16 protein-coding genes are annotated in these 17,974 nt (G+C 64.6%); 8 read left to right on the top strand and 8 right to left on the bottom strand.

All coding sequences use genetic code 11. The features are described 5' to 3' along the window. Positions 1-124: 124 nt before the first annotated feature. A complete protein-coding gene (locus ACZLZY_RS14525) occupies positions 125-976 on the bottom strand; it encodes a DUF433 domain-containing protein (RefSeq protein ID WP_472934924.1) in 852 nt (283 codons plus the stop codon). 83 nt (positions 977-1,059) lie between these two features. On the opposite strand from ACZLZY_RS14525, the gene ACZLZY_RS14520 reads away from it, so the two are divergent. Continuing rightward, the gene (locus ACZLZY_RS14520) at positions 1,060-1,233 is read left to right on the top strand and encodes a hypothetical protein (RefSeq protein ID WP_472934923.1); all 174 of its coding nucleotides are present in this window, start codon (positions 1,060-1,062) and stop codon (positions 1,231-1,233) included. Positions 1,234-1,257: 24 nt separating this feature from the next. Further along, positions 1,258-2,169 carry a hypothetical protein gene (locus ACZLZY_RS14515; RefSeq protein ID WP_472934922.1) on the top strand — a complete coding sequence of 304 codons (912 nt, stop codon included), beginning with the start codon at positions 1,258-1,260 and terminating at the stop codon, positions 2,167-2,169. 99 nt (positions 2,170-2,268) lie between these two features. Here the strand turns inward: ACZLZY_RS14515 and ACZLZY_RS14510 are convergent, their stop codons facing one another. From ACZLZY_RS14510 to ACZLZY_RS14480, 7 genes are all read right to left on the bottom strand, one after another. After that, positions 2,269-2,403 (bottom strand): hypothetical protein, encoded by a 135-nt coding sequence (locus tag ACZLZY_RS14510; RefSeq protein ID WP_472934921.1) that lies wholly within the window; start codon positions 2,401-2,403, stop codon positions 2,269-2,271. Between the two features lie 153 nt (positions 2,404-2,556). Beyond that, entirely contained in the window at positions 2,557-2,727 is a 171-nt protein-coding gene (locus ACZLZY_RS14505; RefSeq protein ID WP_472934920.1) for a hypothetical protein, read from the bottom strand. Continuing rightward, the gene (locus ACZLZY_RS14500; protein WP_472934919.1) at positions 2,724-2,867 is read right to left on the bottom strand and encodes a hypothetical protein; all 144 of its coding nucleotides are present in this window, start codon (positions 2,865-2,867) and stop codon (positions 2,724-2,726) included. Before ACZLZY_RS14500 ends, ACZLZY_RS14505 begins: the two co-directional genes overlap by 4 nt. A 696-nt stretch (positions 2,868-3,563) precedes the next feature. After that, positions 3,564-4,583, bottom strand: a complete 1,020-nt coding sequence (locus ACZLZY_RS14495) for an AMP-binding protein (RefSeq protein WP_472934918.1) — start codon at positions 4,581-4,583, stop codon at positions 3,564-3,566. Positions 4,584-4,726: 143 nt separating this feature from the next. Further along, on the bottom strand, positions 4,727-6,022 hold the full coding sequence (locus ACZLZY_RS14490) for a sensor domain-containing diguanylate cyclase (protein ID WP_472934917.1): 1,296 nt from the start codon (positions 6,020-6,022) through the stop codon (positions 4,727-4,729). 17 nt (positions 6,023-6,039) lie between these two features. Further along, positions 6,040-6,408 (bottom strand): hypothetical protein, encoded by a 369-nt coding sequence (locus tag ACZLZY_RS14485; RefSeq protein WP_472934916.1) that lies wholly within the window; start codon positions 6,406-6,408, stop codon positions 6,040-6,042. Positions 6,409-6,636: 228 nt separating this feature from the next. Then, entirely contained in the window at positions 6,637-8,298 is a 1,662-nt protein-coding gene (locus ACZLZY_RS14480; RefSeq protein WP_472934915.1) for an alpha/beta hydrolase, read from the bottom strand. A gap of 657 nt (positions 8,299-8,955) precedes the next feature. Between ACZLZY_RS14480 and aspT the strand changes: the two genes are divergently transcribed. The 6 genes from aspT to ACZLZY_RS14450 all read left to right on the top strand — a co-directional run bounded on the left by aspT (position 8,956) and on the right by ACZLZY_RS14450 (position 17,972). Continuing rightward, positions 8,956-10,638, top strand: coding sequence for an aspartate-alanine antiporter (gene aspT, locus ACZLZY_RS14475; protein ID WP_472934914.1), 1,683 nt, complete (start codon positions 8,956-8,958; stop codon positions 10,636-10,638). A gap of 50 nt (positions 10,639-10,688) precedes the next feature. Further along, the gene (locus ACZLZY_RS14470; RefSeq protein WP_472934913.1) at positions 10,689-12,296 is read left to right on the top strand and encodes a bifunctional aspartate transaminase/aspartate 4-decarboxylase; all 1,608 of its coding nucleotides are present in this window, start codon (positions 10,689-10,691) and stop codon (positions 12,294-12,296) included. A 150-nt stretch (positions 12,297-12,446) separates the two neighbouring features. Beyond that, entirely contained in the window at positions 12,447-13,496 is a 1,050-nt protein-coding gene (locus tag ACZLZY_RS14465) for a type II asparaginase (protein ID WP_472934912.1), read from the top strand. 87 nt (positions 13,497-13,583) lie between these two features. Then, on the top strand, positions 13,584-14,648 hold the full coding sequence (locus tag ACZLZY_RS14460; RefSeq protein ID WP_472934911.1) for an HlyD family secretion protein: 1,065 nt from the start codon (positions 13,584-13,586) through the stop codon (positions 14,646-14,648). Further along, on the top strand, positions 14,645-16,981 hold the full coding sequence (locus tag ACZLZY_RS14455; protein ID WP_472934910.1) for an ABC transporter permease: 2,337 nt from the start codon (positions 14,645-14,647) through the stop codon (positions 16,979-16,981). Before ACZLZY_RS14460 ends, ACZLZY_RS14455 begins: the two co-directional genes overlap by 4 nt. Next, positions 16,974-17,972 carry an HlyD family secretion protein gene (locus ACZLZY_RS14450; protein ID WP_472934909.1) on the top strand — a complete coding sequence of 333 codons (999 nt, stop codon included), beginning with the start codon at positions 16,974-16,976 and terminating at the stop codon, positions 17,970-17,972. Before ACZLZY_RS14455 ends, ACZLZY_RS14450 begins: the two co-directional genes overlap by 8 nt. Positions 17,973-17,974: the final 2 nt, after the last annotated feature.

Here is a 17,974-nt window from a genome sequence, read left to right as displayed (position 1 = left end):
AACCAGCATCATCGATCACCCGGAGGCCAGGCAGCCGACAGACGGTGCGATCCCAAGGTCGCGTATCCGGTGCGCCCGCGACCATGAGATCACATTTGAAGGAGTCTCGCTTGACCGGAGACTCCTACTCTCCGTCCGATGTCTTCCGCCCCGCCGCCCATTCCCGAACGGCGTGCACAGCATCTTCCGGAAGCGTCGGGAACGCCGCGGTGATCTCGAAGTCGAGCGACCCGTCGCGCAGCGCCTCGAGCACCGCTGACGCCGGCACGCTGGTGCCCGCCACATGCGGAGCGCCGCCGAGAACTGCGAGATCTTCCAAGACGCGGGCTGACACCATCTCATCGCCCGGCTCCGGTGCGACGTCGGGCACGCGCCGCAGGATATCCAACGCCGCTTCCGGGTCTCCCCTCGCCGCCCGCTCGCGGAACAGGCCGTGAGCCTCGCGCTGCCGTTCGAACTCCTCGTGCTGCCGCTCGAGGACGGGCCGGAGCTCGGCGAGCGTCACGGGCCGGAAGTCCCACACGTCTACGCCGACGTCGATGCTGCGCCCGACGCCCGGCAGCGCGCCGTGGGAGTGCCCGTACAGGTGCACGGCGCCGTAATGGGACTTTGGCCACGTGCGCATCGCGTAGTGGTCGAGGATGACGGGCAACGCCTCGCCCGGCACCCGAACCACCCGGCGGTCCTTCGGCTCCGACGACCACTCCAACCGAAGGGCGTGCTTATCGTCGTGGTTGCCGATGACGAGATGCTTGCGCCCATTGAGCCGACGGAAGACGCGCACGATCGCCTCCAGCCGCATCCGGTACGCGAAGTCGCCGAGATGCCAGACGTCGTCCTGGGGGCCGACGACCTCGTTCCAGCGGTCGACGAGGACCTCGGTCATTTCGTCGACGTTAGAGAACGGCCGCTTGCAGTGGTCAATGATGTTCGCGTGGCCGAAATGGGTGTCGGCGGTGAAGTAGGTCTCGGGCATGGCGGTCGCTCTCTCGTGTCGGGGTGCGCGTCGTCGCGGCCCCCGGAGGGACCGTTCAGGCTACGCGGCGTATGAGCGAGAGCATGTTCGAGATCATGGAGGCTTCATGCGGCGTCGGACGTGGCGGCGTCAAGTCGGCCGGAGAGACAAACGAAGTCGGTGCCGGCGGGCTGGCGTCAAATTCGAGAGAACCCGCCAACGAACTGGTCGCCAACCTTGCGCTCGTGTTCGAAACCGGAAAGCCTCTGGCGAAATGACGAACGAGAGATGGGCTGTTTTAGATGGATGCGACGAAGATGCGATACCCGGAGCAAACGCGGGTGCAGGATCCAGCGATCGCGTGGCTGGTCGATCAGGGTCGTTACCTCGAAACGTTCAGCGACTCGGCGTCGACCAACACGGACGTGGACAGCGTAGGCGTTCTCGACGGCCGGGCCGCAGCCATCGAGGTAAAGGTCAGCATTAGTCCGAAGATAGCCTGGTTCCGTCCTGATGGCACCAACTCGATCGAAGCGAAAATCGCCCGAACGCTGTCCCAACTCGTCGATCCGATTCCGCATTGGCTGTCGGCCTTCACGACGCATTGGAACGCATCCCTTCCCCCGATGATCGTCGTTCTTGCGGAGTCCGTTCCCGAAGCGGCCCTCCGCGAACTCAGCGCGATGCTGTCGGCGCGGGGTTCGGAATGGCATTTCGACTGGGAGATCTGGCGCTGGACAGGAAGCCGCATCGAAGTCCTCGGAGCCGGGCGTGCGCCTGATCGAGAAGGAGGCGTACTGCCGAGGCCGCAGATACCGACCCTCGTCGGTTCATCGTCACGCAGTCCGAAAAGCTCGATGAATGAGCTCCGCGCGAAGGCGGCGGCGGGAGACCACGGCGAACTTTTCGACGCTGCCGTTAACGCTGCGCTCTCGCGCAAACTTAGGTTGGACCGGGGTGTGACGTGCTTCGGGATTGTCCGCCCTGGAGGCAAGGGCAAATGCGCCTCGGTCTTCGCGACGGGCGCCGGGGTACACGGTCTTAACGTCAGCTTCGACCGCGAATGGATCGGTATCGACGAAGGCGACGTGCCAGGCGTCGACGCTCCCCCGCTCGGGTACATGAACACCGACCGATATCTCGGGTCAGCAAGCGAGCTTGAACGACTGATGGACCTTATCGTGGCAGCGGGCGAGCGCAACCGCAGCACCTGAGAGGTGCGTCGCCTAGAGCGGTCGTCAGACGCTCGCCGCTCCAAACGAAAGTCCCGGCGCGGTGGCCGGGGCTTATGGTCGTCGACGATGTGGCGGTGATCAGGCAGCTACAGTCGACAGCCTCAGGACCTCCGCCCGGTCGCCCGCCGACACCTCGGCGTCGAGGTAGGCACGGGCGGCGGCGGCACCGCGCTCGGCTCCCCGGATGCGAAGGATGGCGGCCTGGAACGGCACCTTGCCGTCGTAGTCGAGCGCGGCGATGGTCTCGGCGGCGGAACGGTACGTTATGATCTTCTCGCCCTCTGGCGGGCCGCTCCCCAGCGGCCACTACAGAGAGGGTTGGGCGTCGGCGGGCTGGCGTCAAATTAGAGAACCCGCCGGCGGAGATCATGCCGCCACGGACGGGCGCGCATACCCGCGCCCGTAGCGATCGAGCAAAACGTTCGGCTGCTGCATGGCCCGGCACCAGCACCGCCAGAGAAAGCCCCCGGCGTCCTCGTAGATCTGACCGTAGCGCAGCTCTTCGCGGAAGCGTCGGCGGAAGCCGTCGTCGATCATTGGGAGATCCGCGAGGTCGAGTGCGCAGTTGATGCGGTCCTCGGCTTCGGGACCGTCGCCCGGGCGGGCCAGCCGTGGACGGTGCCGCCGAATTCAGTTTCGAGCAGAGCGTAGAGGTTGTCGGAGTTCGGGTCGTCCATAGTGTCCTCCTGGTGTTGGAGAACCAGCATGCGGCGTCGGCGTACGCGGGCAAAACCACCGGCGGACGAGCCATCGAATCTTGCAGGCGCATCGTCTACTCAGGAGGCTGGAGTTCGGGTCGCGGAACAGTGCTGACGCGAGACCGGGGCATTCACTCCGGGACCCGAACATCCGATGCTCTATATCGTGTGGACAATTGACAGAACTCGGTCGGTGGATATGCGGTGGATATGGAAGATGCCTTTTCGCGATATCCCGCTGGAGCTGCAATCGTCAAAGCCCGCAATACAAGGCTTTTGTGACACCACTTTGTGCCTGAACAGCGGACTCTGACTCCGCTAGTCTTGGTTCGAATCCAGGTTCCCCAGCCAGACCATATCTAGTGTTTCAAATCGCTATTATTTTTGGCAGCTGAGTTTCTACTCAGTGCTGTTCTCACGTCTTGGGCCCAGACCGTTAGCCCAAGGGTGATGACCACTGCCGTCCGGAGGATTCCAAGCTCGAAGGATCCGCTCGTTGGCGACTTGGCATCACACAAGTGATCTCGAACGGCGAGGTCAGTCCGGGCATGTTTACTAAGGCCGGCTTCGCTGCCAGCAAGGCTATCTACGCGGCGGCCGAAACCCGATTGTCGTGACGGCATCTTTTGCCGCACCTCAAAGCGCATCAATGTTCGCGCAGGTTGAACGACTGTATCAGGTCCAGTCTGCAGGCTTACCCATACCGTTGCGGGGCAGCTCGGCGCCGAAACGATATGTTTTCGGGCGTTCGACAGCGGTAAGCTTTGTCGCCGCGACCCGTTCCAGAACCTCCTCGAGCTCAGCACAAGTGACATGGGCGTCCGCAACGACAAATGCTTTCAGGCGACCACTCTCGCCGAGCCTGACGGCGACATCGGCAACCCCATCGGTTTCGCGGAGAACAGCAGCCACACGGTCTGGCCAGACATTCAGCCCGCCGATCTTCACGGCGTGGTCACGGCGTCCGGCCGGCCGGATGCGGCGAGGTCCCAACTGATCGATATGATCAGGCAGCGCGGCGGCAAAGCCCTTGCGGTCGACAATTTGGAATGCACCATCGCCAGAGCGGAGTTCCCAGCGCGGCAAAAGCGCGTATCCGGCCGCTGGCGCGTCGCGCATGGCAATCGCGCCCGTCTCGGAGGATCCATAGACATCGACGACCCGGCTGAAGCCGGCCTCGCGCAGGCTGGCCGCCATGCTGTCCGTGAGGACACCAGCAGAACTTACCGCGACGCACGCGGCAGGCACGGCCGGTTTCAATCGCACGAAGGCCCCCCATTGCTCCGGCACTGCGACGACCAGATCGCCCGGCATAAGACCGAGCGAACTGCCTAGCGCCCGCTCTACCACCGGAACACCGAGGGACGCTGGCAGCAGAACCGCCCAGATGATTCCATAGAGATGGTTCGCGGGCACCAGTGAAACGACCCGGCGACAGTGCGGAAACTCGGTTGCGAGATATTCCGCTTCGTCAATGATGTCGGCGACATCGTGCAGGCAGGTCTTGGGTATGCCGGTCGACCCGGAGGTTTTGACACCGAACGAGTTTTTACCCGCCTGATGACCGCGCTCGACCCAGTCGAGCCAGTCACCGGCCGTGGCTGGGGGCGTTTCCGGAAGGAGATCGTCGCCGAGCAGGAACGTCTCGGCCAGTGCGCCAAGCGCTCCAAGCTGCTCTAGAGAGTCGAGACCCAAACCGTCGTCTCCGATGGCGGTCTCGTCGGACCAGTCCCCCGCAAGGAGATGATGCGACGAACTGCCCCGCAATCGTTGCACTTCCGTCCGGACAACGGCACCGAGAAGGCGACGCAGCGCGGAACGCTGTAAGATTCGTGCGGTCACGCGGCAGTACTGACAGCGTCGATATCCAAGGGTTGAACCCGATTGCGGCCAGCCTCCTTGGCTGCGTACAAACGTCGATCAGCGAGGGCGATGAGCTCGTCGGTCGAACCCGCTGCTTCATCCAGCGCGGCACAGCCAAAACTGGCCGTCACCTTCAGCGCTCCGCCTTCGACAACGACTTCGAGCGCCTCGATCGCTTCCCGCAGCAGTTCGGCATATCTGAAGGCATCGGTCAGTCGGCACTGCGGTAGAAGCACCGCAAACTCTTCGCCGCCGAGACGCGCGAACAAGGAACGCTGCGGCAACAAGGCTTTGCAAAGCTCAGCAACACGCTGCAGGAGAATATCGCCAACGGGATGGCCATGGGTATCGTTGACGGCTTTGAAGTGGTCAAGATCGAGCACGACAAGGCCCAGCGGATGCCGGAGCTGTTCCCACCGTTTGCGTTCGCGCTCCAGCGTTTGACTGAAATGCATCCGGTTGGCGGCGCCGGTGAGGTGGTCGCGCGTGAGAAGGCGTCGCAGATCGTCGGATGCCGAGTCGCGATAGGGAACGTCGCGCAGGATAACCCGGAAGCTCACCGGGGCCTCTGCCTTTCCTCCGCGCCGAGCGACGACAAGGCGCTGGCACCAGAAGCGCTCTCCGTCCAAACGCATCTGCCAGCTTTCCTGGAGATGCCAGCCGTCTCTGGCCGCAAGCTCCATCTGGTCTCTCAAAGGCAAAATTTCGTCTGCGGTATTATAGCCGAGCGCAGCCGCGAGCGATCGCCCAACGAGCTCATCCCGGTTCTGACCGAGTTGCGTGATGAAGGCGTCGTCGAACGTGACGATCATTCCCTCTGGTGTGATGGTCACCACGGAGTAGTTATTGATCTTATCGAGGAGCGTCGAAAACCACGCATTGGCCTGACTTAACCGCTCTTCTTGTGCGACTTGCCGGCTGATATCGCTCAAGGTGACCATATGCCGGTTTGGTCCGAGCTTGATGATCGCGCAATCGAGCACGACCGGCTGGCCGCCAATGCGGCCTTTGCCGAGATCGACGACGATGCGGTGATTCTCGCAAACCCGCCCGGCCTGTTTTGGAAAGCTGGTGACGAGGTTACGCAGTTCGGGAGCGTGTTGCTCGAAGGCTGCGAAAAGGTTGCCGACATCGCGTTGAGCGGCCACCGGCAGCAGAAGCTGCATGGCATGCGGGTTGATCATGGCGATCTCGCCCTTGCCATCGCACTCGATGAGTCCGATGGGACAGGCGTACAGGAACTCGAGCAGTCTCTCTTCGTCGGAAGCCAAGCTCTCGATCCTCAGTCTCAGCGCTCGATCAGGATGTATCGAAGCGGATGGCTGGCCGAGGCAAGAAGCCGAAGCCTCACGCGCGTTGGACGCATGCGCAGCGTCAGCACATAGGGCACGATCGCATCGAGTTCGGGTTCATCTTCAAACCGCTGAGCAACCATGAAGTTGTTCATGCACTGCCCAACTGCCTCGAAGAACGGAACACCCAAAACGGTTTCCGCATCGAGCCCGGCCATACGAGCCTCCGCAGCATTGTAAACCTCGACGGCCGTATTGGGGGAAATTCCCACAACCCCGAAGCTGAGTGCGTCGCACTCAGCTTTTCCCATGGTTTCGAGATCCGTCAGCGTGACCGTCTCGAACGTCCTGTCTTGCAATGCCAAAATCCACTCTCCCTGTTCTCCACAGGCTACAGTAGGTTCGCTAAAGAATGACTATCGGGTTCAAATAGTTCGTAAGGCTGAGTTGGAGGGCGTACTCACCAAGCCAAAGGCCGCCCGGCTAAGGACGATTCGGGTCATCATGGCAGGACGCCAGCCGTATGATTAGTTCCTCCTCGATCGAGCCTTTCCTCAGATGTTCCGATGAAACTCTCCTTTTCGGCCAGTCCGCTACGAAGGCGGGCTGGCTTGGTCCGGAGCACGGGCGGCGAAGAGGTCTTTCAGCCGCTGGAGCGTGGCGGCATCCAAAGCGGGAGGATCCGTCACCGCGCGCCAGGCGTCGATGTAGTGCTGCGGCGCATAGAGATGGCCGAAGGCGATCGGACTGGTCGTGGCGATCGCCATGTCGAAGGCGAGCTGCAGCATGGTGACGACCGGGAGCCAGCGAAACTCCGGTGCGACGTCGGGCCCGCGCGGGTCTTTCATCCAGTCCGGCTCGCGGTAAAGGCTCGACAGTTCAAAGAAGGTGACGGGATCGCTGGCATACTGAAGAAAGGCGATCCGCACCGGACCAAACGGCGCCCCTTCGTCGAAGCCGCCAGTCTGGTTGCCGAAACGGACCACGGAACCGTCGCGGAAGCGGGGCCGCCAGGCCGGCGTCCCGGGAACCCTTGTTTGCGTCATCTCCCGCCAGGTGGCGCTGCCGAAGGGAGGGCCGCTCCAGAGCGCCCCGTTGAAAGGATCGGCGATCACGTCATAGAGGTCGGCCGACAGCATCGAGTTCATCGCCCCGAGGCTGAGCCCGTAGAGATACAGGCGGGGCCGGCTGTCATGGGGCAGCGCTGTCCAGTGCCGGTAGACGGCGTTGAACAGGGCGCGTCCGGCTTCCGAACCGTAGCCTGGCTCGACCATCAAGGAGAGAAAGCTATTGAGGTAGGAGTATTGCAAGGCGACCGAGGCGATATCGCCGCGGTGAAGATACTCGACCGTATCGAGCGCCGCGGGGTCAACCCAGCCGGTTCCGGTGGGAACGACGACGACGAGAACGGACCGGCCGAAGGCGTCCACCCGCAGCATTTCGTCCAGTGCGAGCTGCGCGCGCTCTTCCACCGTTGGCCGCGAATTCAGGCCGACGTAAATCCGCAACGGCTCGCGGGCGCTCGTGCCAAAGAAGCGGCCGATCGCCTCACCCGTCGGACCGGACGCGACGAAGGCACGCCCCTGCGCCCCCAGCGTTTCCCATGCCACCAGGGAGGCCGAACTCCCGGTTTTCTTCGGCACGGAGGGTGGGGCGAGGTCGACATCGACATACTGGTCGATCTCGCGCAGCGAGCTGTCGGCCAGCTTCAGGACGCCCCTGAACACGATCCCGTCCGCGATCGCCAGGAAAACACAGAGGGCAGCGCTCGCCCCGACCAGCCAGGCGAGGCGCGGCGGCAAGGAACGGCGCCGCATTCGCCCGGCGATGAACGCGGTGGCCCGCCGGAAAAGCCTTGCCAGCGCCAGAAGGACGGCGAAAAGGCCGGCCGCGATCAGCGCGACCTCGACAGGGTAGATCGTCTCGATCGGATCCATGCCCATCACGCTGCGGACCGAATTCTGCCACGCCGCAGCCTTCCACAGGACGAAGGCAACCAGGAGCGCGCACAGGAAAGCCGAGGACCGTTCGAGGATCACGCGCTGGCGCCCTGATCCCTCCGGGAGCTCGGCAAAGCGCCATGCGGCCCGGATGCAGACGCCGAGGAGATACCCGACCGACAGGGAAGTTCCAGACAGCAAGCCCTGGATGACCGCGTCGCGCGGCAGAAGGCTGGGCGTCAGCGAAGCCGCGAGCAGGAGCATGCCGACGAAGAGCCCCGTTCGGGAAAGAGGCGCCAAAGGCCGTAGTGACATGCCCCGCCCCTCATATGGCTCGCTGCGGACAATGCTAGGCCGTGAATGTTCCGCGTCCATACCCTCGCATCGTTTTTCGCCGACAATCAATTCGGCTTGGGCAACCGTCCTTGATCGCGTGGGTGAACATTGGGTCTCGATACGCCCTACTGTCTGACGAGCTCAACACTCGTGAATGTTTGCAGCCCATACAAATAGACATACATGTAAAACTACATTGACACATGCGTTACTTGATGGTTAACCTCCTACTCGAATTATTGAATATTTTATAGTTATGCCGACCTACAGTTCCATTCGCGCACAAAAGCAAGGACCGCGGATGAAAGGGTTCCAGCAACTCCCACCAAGCTCCATAGGGAAGCACGCCGCGCACTATGTCTGTCGCGATAACAGCACGTCATAAGCACATGAGGCATCGCCGCAGTGCGCAGGCTCCTTTGCCTGTCGGTAGCGCCACCGTTTGAAGCCTTCATCATCTGCGTAAAATGTCCAAGTCTACTGACAGCCGAGTACCGGGGAAAACTGCCGGGGCCGCCGCGAAACGAGTTGTGGCTTTCTCCCCTGCGGCCGGCTCGGCCATGCTTCCGGCATCTTACCGCAGCCCGTCGTGCCGGCACGGCGTCATCCCCTCTAACGGCGACCCCTGGGATCCGGATGAGCGACTGGGTTGTGAACACGTTGCGCCAGTACCCGGAGCTCGCGATCTTCGTTGCGCTCGCCATCGGGTTCTGGATAGGGCCGAAGAAGATCGCGGGATTCAATCTCGGCAACGTCACGGCGACGCTGCTGGCCGCCGTCGCCATCGGCCAGCTCGGGATCGCGGTGCCCGGGCCGATCAAGTCGACCTTCTTCATGCTGTTTCTGTTCGCCGTCGGCTATGGCGTCGGCCCGCAGTTCTTCGCGGGGCTGAGCAGAGATGGGCCCAAGCAGGTCGTGTTCTCGGTGCTCGTGCTTTCCCTGTGCCTCCTGGTGCCGCTCGCCTGCGCGACGATCGCCGGCCTCGACATGGGCTACGCCGCGGGCCTCTATGCCGGCTCGCAGACGACGTCCGCCGCCATCGGCGTGGCGACCGATCAGATCAGCCGGCTCGGGCTCCCGGCCGATCAGGCGAAGGCCTATGCCGACGCCATCCCGATCGCCTATGCCGTCAGCTACATCTTCGGCACCATCGGCTTGGCGATCCTTCTCGCCCAGGTGGGTCCGAAGATGATCGGTGTCGATCTGGCGAAGGCCTGCGCCGAGTACGAGGTCGAGATGGGCGGCGTGAAGGGCCGCGACGCCGGCGTGTTCTCGGCCTACCGCAACGTCGATGTCCGCGCCTACCGGGTGGATTCGGCCGTGCTGACCGGCAAGCCGGTCGCCGAGCTGTTTCCCGGCCTTCGCATCTTCATCGAGCGCGTACGCCGGGGGGACCGGATCTTCGATGCCGATGCCGCGACGGTCCTAGCGCCGGGCGACATCGTCGCCATTTCGGGACCCCGCCCAATCCTCGTCGAGCAGATCGAAACCATCGTCGCGGAAGTCGACGACCGCGACCTCTTGGACATCCCGGTGGAGCAGGCGGACATTTTTGTCCGCAGCCGGAAATATTCGGGCCACACGCTGAGCGAGCTGGCCGACGAGCCCGTCACGCGCGGCATCTATCTGCGCAAGATCATGCGCAACCTCATCGAAATCCCGGTTCTGCCGGAAACGGAGGTGCTGCGGGGCGACATCCTGACGGTGCAGGGCAGCCGGACGCATGTCGACGCCCTGGTGAAGGCGGTCGGTTTTGCCGATCGCCCGGTGGAGGCCACCGATCTGATGGTGGTGGCGGCCGGGATCGTCATCGGAGGACTGGTGGGCGCGATCAGCGTTCCGGTCGCCGGCATTCCCCTCGGCCTGTCGACATCCGGCGGGGCGCTGCTGGCAGGCTTGCTGCTCGGCTATGTCAGGACGATCCATCCGACCTTCGGCAGCATTCCCGGCCCGGCTTTGTGGCTGCTCAACACGCTCGGCCTCAACGTCTTCATCGCCGTCGTCGGCCTCAACGCGGCGCCGGGCTTCGTGGCCGGCCTGCAGCAGGTCGGGATCAGCCTCTTCCTCTGGGGCGCGGTGGCGACCGCCATCCCGCTCCTGTTTGCGATCCTGCTGGGGCACTTCGTCTTCAAGTTCCACCCCGCGATCCTCTTCGGCATCTGCGCCGGCGTCCGGACCACGACGGCGGCCCTCGGCATGGTCCAGGAGACCGCGCGCAGCAAGGTCCCCGCCCTCGGCTACGGCCTGCCCTATGCCGTCGGGCAGATGCTGCTGACGATCTTCGGAATGGTGATCGTCCTGATGACGCAGAACGGCTGAGCACGGTCGCGCGCTCGGCACCCTCGTAACATGCTCTGGGAGGAGCTCTTATGGATGATCACCGCCTGGCCCCCTACGAGGCGCTCAGCCCTTTCGAGATCAAGGACTTCCTGTCCAAGGCGGCGCTGAAGTCGTCCTCCACCTCCGCCTCCGCGCTGACCTACATCAATGCCGGCCGGGGCAATCCCAACTGGATCGCGACGGCACCGCGCGAGGCCTTCTACACCCTCGGCCAGTTCGCCATCACCGAAAGCAAGCGGGTGATGGATCTGCCGCCCGGGATCGGCGGCATGGCGAGGCCAGCCGGCATTGCCGAGCGGGCCGAGACTTGGCTGGCGGCGCACGCGGCCTTGCCGGGCGCGACAAGCCTTGCGGCGATGATAAAGTGGACGATCCAGCATTTTGGCTTCGAGCCCGACAAGTTCGTCCATGAACTGGTCGACGCGATCAACGGCGACAACTATCCGGTTCCCGACCGGATGCTGGTGCACAACGAGCAGGTGGTTCGCGAATACCTGCAGTGGGCGATGTGCGGGGACCCGAAACCCGCTGGCAAGTTCAACATCTATGCCGTCGAGGGCGGCACGGCGGCGATGTGCTACATCTTCAAGTCGTTGAAATCCAACCGGCTGGTTAATCCGGGGGATACGATCGCGCTGGGTGTTCCGATCTTCACCCCCTATCTCGAAATGCCGCATCTGGAGGATTTCGCGCTGGAGGTCGTCGACATCCGCGCGACGCAGGAGAACCATTTCCAGTTCAGCGACGCCGAACTGGACAAGCTGCTTGACCCGAAGATCAAGGCGTTCTTCGTCGTCAATCCCGGCAACCCCAGCGCCATCGCCTTGTCGGACGCGGTCATCGCCAAGATCGGCGAGATCCTCGAGAAACGCCCGGACCTCATCCTTCTGACCGACGATGTCTATGGGACCTTCGTGCCGGGCTTCCGGGGACTGCTCGGCGCATTCCCCTTCAATACGATCGGGGTCTACTCCTACAGCAAGTATTTCGGGTGCACGGGATGGCGGCTCGGGACCATCGCGGTCCACGAGAACAACGTCTTCGACAGGCTGATCGCCGCTCTGCCCGAGGAGACGCTGAGGCTGATCGACAAGCGGTACGGCGCCCTGACGCTCACGCCCCGCGACATCAGCTTCATCGACCGCATCGTCGCCGATAGCCGCGACGTCGCACTGAACCACACGGCCGGGCTGTCGCTGCCGCAACAGGTCATGATGATGCTGTTCTCGATCAGCGAGCTGATGGATGTCCGCAAGGACTACCAGCGCGGCTGCATCGGCATCGTCAAGAAACGCGTGGAAGCCGCGATCGAGGGACTGGGAATCGACGTCGGCAAGGACAGTCACTTCGACTATTACTATGGCCTCATCGATTTCGAATTCTGGATGCGCAAATATGTCGGCGCGGAGGTCGTCGACTGGGTGAAAGTCAATGTCCATCCGCTGGATCCGGTGTTCAAGCTCGCCGAGGATCATGGGATCGTGCTCTTGAACGGCAGCGGCTTCGATGCGCCCGCTTGGTCCGTGCGCGTCTCCTTCGCCAACCTGCCGGACCATGTCTACGACAATATCGGGCGCGCCATCCGCAGCGTCGCGGCGGGCTACGCGGCCGAGTACGAGGCCAGCAAGACAGCCTGAGACGAACCAGGAGCGGGCGCTCTGTCGGGGGCTCGGTCCGCGGCCCGCAATGCCTAACGCGAAGGGCGACGCTCGAGGATTGGCGGGGCAAACAGGCTTGCTGGCTGAGGCAGGGAGGAAACCGTGGGCAGTTCATGGATGAGCTTGGTGATGATCGCAGGCGCGGCGGCGTTGCTGGCGGGGGCCGTGGGAACCGTGCGAGCCGAGCAAGGCGCCAAGCACGTCACGATCCTCGCAACGGGCGGGACCATCGCCGGCGCACAGGCGCCGGAGGGCGGCTACGGCTACACATCCGGCTCCTTCGACATCAAGGATCTCGTGGCCGCGGTTCCCGGCCTCGACAAGCTCGCGATCATCTCCGGCGAGCAGGTGGTCAACATCGGCAGCCAGGACATGAGCGACGCGGTCTGGCTGACCTTGGCCGAGCGGGTCGAGGCCTTGTCCGCGTCGCCCGACGTCGACGCGTTGCTCGTCACCCACGGCACCGACACGATGGAGGAGACGAGCTATTTCCTCAGCCTCGTCACCCGGTCGACGAAGCCGATCGTCTTCGTCGGATCGATGCGGCCGGCGACGGCCGTCAGTGCGGATGGACCGAGCAATCTCTATAACGGCGTGGCGGTGGCCATCGACCCCGAAGCGGCGGGTCGGGGCGTGCTGGTGGTGCTGAACGACCAGGTTCACTATGCCCGCAACGTCGCCAAGCTGAGCACGACCGACGTGCAGACCTTTCAAAGCGGCAATCGCGGCCTTGCCGCCGTGTCCAATACCGGCGTCGTGACCTGGTTCTCGAAGCCTGCGTCGCGGTGGGGCCCGTCCAGCGAGTTCGGCGTCGAGGGTCTCGAGAGCCTGCCGCGGGTCGACATCCTCTACGCCCATGCCGGAATGAGCCCCGACCTGATCGACGCCGCCGTGGAGAAGGGAGCGAAGGGTCTGGTGATCGCGGGCGTCGGCGACGGCAACATGACCGGGCCGGCCCTCGAGCGGGTGGCCGCTGCGGTGAAGGCGGGCGTCGTCGTAGTCCGCAGCACCCGGCTGCCGTCCGGAATCGTCTACCGGAACAACGAGGTGGACGACGACAGTCTGGGGCTCGTCGCGTCCCTCGAGCTGAACCCGGCCAAGGCCCGGGTGCTGCTGAAGCTGGCCCTGACGAAGACGAAGGATGCCGCCGACATCCAGCGGATGTTCCGCGAATACTGAAGCACCGCCGCCAGTGCCTTCGACCATACCGCCTTCGATACCAGTGCATGAAAGACCGAGCAATCTGACTTCCGGGGCCATTGGACGATGACTGCAGAGAGCGAGCCGGGGGCGCATTTCGGTCCCCTTTCGACCGAGCCGCCGATCCCCGCTTCCACAAAGCCTGTCCTGTCGAAACTGCCGGCCCTCCTCGCCGGCCTGATCATGACGGCGATCTTTGGGCTGTCGCTCTGGTATCTGCTCCTGCCGCTACCGCTCCTGATCCAGGGCGAGGCAGGGGCAACCCGCATCGACATTGCGGCCCGCGTCGATGGCCGGGTCGCCAGCCGCCCGGTGACGCGCGGCGAGAGCGTGCGCGCCCAACAGGTCCTCTTCGAGATCGACAATCCCGAGATCCAGATGCGCGCCAACGAGGCGCGGGCAGCGCTCGCCGTGGCTGAGGCCGATCTCGCCAGGATCGAGGCTGGCACCCGTGCGGAGGTGATCGCACAGAAGAAGGCCGCCATCGAGAGCGCCGCGGCCGACCTCGCCACGGCGAAGTCCACTTATGCCAGGGTGTCGGCCCTGACCGCCAAGGGCAATGCGACGATCCAGAGGCTCGACGAGGCCACGAACGCGCTGCAGATCGCGCAGCAAGGGGCCGAACAGGCCAAGCTCGCCTATGACGAAGCGGCTGCGGGGTCCACAAGCGAAGAGCAGGGCGTGGCCTCGGCCAATGTCGCGCGGGCGCAAGCCGCCGTCGCGACGATCCAGACCCAGATCGACGAGCTAATCGTCCGAGCGCCCTTGGCGGCGCAGGTCTACCAGATCGGCACGGAGGTCGGCGAATTCGTCTCACCCGGCGTGCAGTTGATGTCCCTGGTCGACCTTTCCGACGTCTGGCTGCGCTTCGATCTGCGCGAGGATCTCGTCCGAGGCTTGAAGGTCGGCGATCGCTTCCGGATGCGCGTGCCGGCGCTTCAGGATCGGGAGATCCTGGTCGAGGTGCGATGGATCTCCGCCAAGGGCGAATATGCCGGCTGGCGCGCCACGCGGGCGACGGGCGATTTCGACCTCAGGAGCTTCGAGGTGCGCGCCTATCCGGTGGAGCCGAACCCCGAGCTTCGCCCGGGCATGAGCGTCTATGCCGAAGCGCCGGCCGGGCGCCCGTGAGGCGCCCCCCCGCCCCCGGCTTCTTCCTCGTCGCCCGGCGGGAGTGGCGCTGGATGCGCCGGGATGGCGTCGCGCTCTTTCTGGCATTGGGAATGCCACTCCTCGCCTTTGCCTTGCTCGCCCTCACCTTTGGCAATGCCGTCATCCGCGACCTGCATGTCAGCATCGTCGATGCCGACCGCACGCCGACCTCGATGCTCTATGTGCAGGCGGTGTCGTCGTCTCCGTCGGTCATCGTCTCCGAGCGGTCGACCGATCTCAACGGCGCCATGCAGGCCATCCGTTCGGGGCAGGCGATCGCGGCTGTCTACATCCCGCCGGACTTCGAGAGATCCCTTCTCGCAGCGAAGCGTCCGCAGATCGTCGTCTTCTACAACCGACAGTTCTTTACGCCCGGCAACACGGCGGCCAGTGCCGTCTCCGCGGCGCTGGGGTCGGTCACGGCGACCATCTCATCACCGGTTCGCAGCGCCACCTTCAGGCCGGGGGCCCTGGTGGTCGAGCAATATGTCCTGACCAATCCCGCGCTGAATTTTGCGCAGTTTCTGCTGCGCTCGGTTCTCCCGACCGTTCTGCATGTCGTGACCGCCATCGCAGCAGGCTACGCCGTCGGCTCGGAGTTCTCCCGTCGCAGCATGGGCGCCTGGCTGAGGTCGGCGGGGGGAAGCCCGCTGGTCGCCATCCTCGGCAAGCTGACCCCGCTCTTCGTTCTCTTCGCCGTGATGATGGCCACTGTCTCGGTCATCGTAGAAGGGATGTTCCAGATCCCGTTCCGCGGCGACGCCCTGCAGGCGGCGGTGGCGGCATGCCTTTTGCTGATCTCCTATCTCGCCATCGGTGCCCTTCTGCAGCTTCTGGTGCGAAACCTCGCGCTCGGCCTCAGTCTGACGGCCATCGTCTGTTCGCCCGCTTTCGGCTTTGCGGGTGTCGGCTTTCCGCTCTTTGCCATGAACGGGTTCGCGCATGCCTGGGGATCGCTGCTGCCGCTGCGCTGGTACATGCAGATCCTGTTCGAGCAGGCGGCCCGCGGCCTGCCGACCGCCGTCTCGGCCGGGCCCTTTGCAATCCTTGCCGCGTTCGCGGCCGGCACCGCCGCGCTCGCCTGCATGCGCCTTGGCAGCGTCGCGGAAACCTTTCGCCCCTCGCCCAGACCCCGCCCGGCCGCTCCGGAGGCACTTGGCGCCGGCGTGGGCCCGGCCATGTCAGCGGAAATGCGCCGCATCCTCAGCGACCGCGGGGTGTTTGCCTTGATGGTGCTGGCGCCCCTCGTCTACGGCGCGCTCTATCCCCAGCCCTATCTCGGTCAGGTCCTCCGGGACATTCCGGTCGCCGTCGTCGACCAGGATGGCACCGAGCTCAGCCGCGCTCTGGTTCAGACCCTCAATGCCGACGAGGCGGTCATGGTCACGGCGCAGACGAAGTCCCTCGCGCAAGCGCAGGCTTCTCTCGCGCGCGGCGAAGTGTTCGCCATTCTCGCTATTCCACAGGGAACCGCGCGGGACGTGCTGCGCGGCAGCACGGCGCGGATCGCGGCTTATGTGGATTCGGCCTATTTCCTTCTCTTCAACCGCACCCTCCAGGGCATTCGGGAAGCGGCCGGCGTGGTCTCGGCAGAGGTCGCGGCCAACGGCGCGCGCCCCGATGGCAGCCTCGCGCTGGCAGGTCTCGTGCGCGCCTCTCCCATAGAAGTGGTCTCGCAGCCGCTGTTCAACCCGACCGGCGGCTATGCCAGCTACATCGTCCCGGCAGCCTTCGTGCTGATCCTGCAGCAGACCCTTCTCATGGGCTCCGCCATGCTGGGCGGCATCGCTTTCGAGGAGGGCGGGGCGGCCGCAAGACGGCGGCGCGGCACCGCCCGGGCGATCCTCGGCCAGACTCTGGCGCATCTCTGTGCCGCGTCTCCGGGCGCCGCGCTCTACCTGTTCGTCCTCCCCCGGCTGTATGGCTTCTCGACGCTCGGGAACCCCCTGGACATCGTCGCGATGGCCGTGCCCTTCCTCATCGCCAGCAGTCTTCTCGGGCAGCTCGTCGGGGAATGGTTCGAGCGCCGGGAAACCGCGGTCCTCCTCTTCGTCGCGACCAGCGTCCCGCTGTTCTTCATGGTCGGCGTCGCATGGCCGCTCGAATCCATTCCCGACGTGCTGCGCAACGCCAGCCGCATCTTTCCCAGCACGTCGGCGATCGACGGGCTGGTCCGGATCAACCAGATGGGCGCCAGCCTCCAGGACGTCACAAGGGACTGGACGACCCTCTGGATGCTGACCGGCATCTATGCCGCGCTCGCTATGCTGGCGGCCACCATGATGCGCCGCCGGGAGACCCAAAATGGCTAGATCGCTGCGGCGCCTTGCGCCTGCGCTCGTGCTTCTCGTCATTGCCGGTGCCGGCGCCGTCGCGGCCGTCTCCTACAGCGCCGGGACCGGGGGGCGCCTGTCGACAACGGCGATCGTCGGCCTCGTGCGGGAGACCGAGGTCAAGATCGCGGCGGAAGTGGACGGCCGCCTCGAGGCCGTGGCGGTGACACCGGGCCAGCGGGTGAAGAAAGGGGACGTCATCGCCGTTCTGAGCAGCCCCACGCTTGATGCAACCTTCGAAGAGGCCAAGGCTTCGGTGGCCAAGGCGCGGGCTGATCGCGCGCGCGTCTATGCCGGCATGCGCAAGGAGCTGGTCGATATCGCCCGGCGAAATGTTGAGATCGCCGAGTCGAACCGGAACCTGGCGAAGCAGCAATTCCAGAGGGTGGACACGCTGGCGGCGCGAAATGTCCAGAGCCAGCAGAACCGGGACGAGACGGCCGGCGCGCTCCGCAAGGCGGAGGCGAGACTCCGGCTACAGCAAGCCGACTATCAACGGAGCATGGCGGGTCCGACGGCGGAGGAGAGGGCCAGCGCGGACGCAGATCTGGCCCTGTCGGAAGCCCGGATGGCCCTTGTCGCCGCCAAGCGCGCCAAAACCAACCTTCTCGCCCCCGCCGACGGCGAGGTCCGGCTGATCGTCGCCTCCCCCGGGGAGGTCATCCCGCGCGGCCAGACCGTCGTCACTCTGGAAGCCGGAGCGGACCGATGGTTCGCGTTCACCTTGCGCGAAGACCGGCTCGGGGCTTTACGGGTCGGCGCCGAAATCACGCTGACGGATGCCAAGGACCGCGCTTTCAAGGCGCACGTCACCGAACTGCGCGCGCTCGGAGAGTTTGCCACCTGGCGCGCCGCAAGGGCGGTGGGCGACCATGACCTCAACAGCTTCCTGCTGCGCGCCGAGCCCAAGGAGGCCGTGGCCGACCTGGACACCGGAATGAGCGTCTGGCTGGAACCCGGCCTGCGCTGAGC

Source organism: Mesocryomonas lacus, from assembly GCF_055730135.2.
This window is presented reverse-complemented; position numbering and strand designations above follow the sequence as displayed.

What these genes read in the sequence shown, in the direction of transcription:
- aspT (WP_472934914.1), top strand. Translation starts at nt 8,956, where the DNA reads ATGAGCGACTGGGTTGTGAACACGTTGCGCCAGTACCCGGAGCTCGCG.
- ACZLZY_RS14515 (WP_472934922.1), top strand. Translation starts at nt 1,258, where the DNA reads ATGGATGCGACGAAGATGCGATACCCGGAGCAAACGCGGGTGCAGGAT.
- ACZLZY_RS14505 (WP_472934920.1), bottom strand. Translation starts at nt 2,727, where the DNA reads ATGATCGACGACGGCTTCCGCCGACGCTTCCGCGAAGAGCTGCGCTAC.
- ACZLZY_RS14450 (WP_472934909.1), top strand. Translation starts at nt 16,974, where the DNA reads ATGGCTAGATCGCTGCGGCGCCTTGCGCCTGCGCTCGTGCTTCTCGTC.
- ACZLZY_RS14520 (WP_472934923.1), top strand. Translation starts at nt 1,060, where the DNA reads ATGTTCGAGATCATGGAGGCTTCATGCGGCGTCGGACGTGGCGGCGTC.
- ACZLZY_RS14460 (WP_472934911.1), top strand. Translation starts at nt 13,584, where the DNA reads ATGACTGCAGAGAGCGAGCCGGGGGCGCATTTCGGTCCCCTTTCGACC.
- ACZLZY_RS14470 (WP_472934913.1), top strand. Translation starts at nt 10,689, where the DNA reads ATGGATGATCACCGCCTGGCCCCCTACGAGGCGCTCAGCCCTTTCGAG.
- ACZLZY_RS14480 (WP_472934915.1), bottom strand. Translation starts at nt 8,298, where the DNA reads ATGTCACTACGGCCTTTGGCGCCTCTTTCCCGAACGGGGCTCTTCGTC.
- ACZLZY_RS14525 (WP_472934924.1), bottom strand. Translation starts at nt 976, where the DNA reads ATGCCCGAGACCTACTTCACCGCCGACACCCATTTCGGCCACGCGAAC.
- ACZLZY_RS14500 (WP_472934919.1), bottom strand. Translation starts at nt 2,867, where the DNA reads ATGGACGACCCGAACTCCGACAACCTCTACGCTCTGCTCGAAACTGAA.
- ACZLZY_RS14465 (WP_472934912.1), top strand. Translation starts at nt 12,447, where the DNA reads ATGATCGCAGGCGCGGCGGCGTTGCTGGCGGGGGCCGTGGGAACCGTG.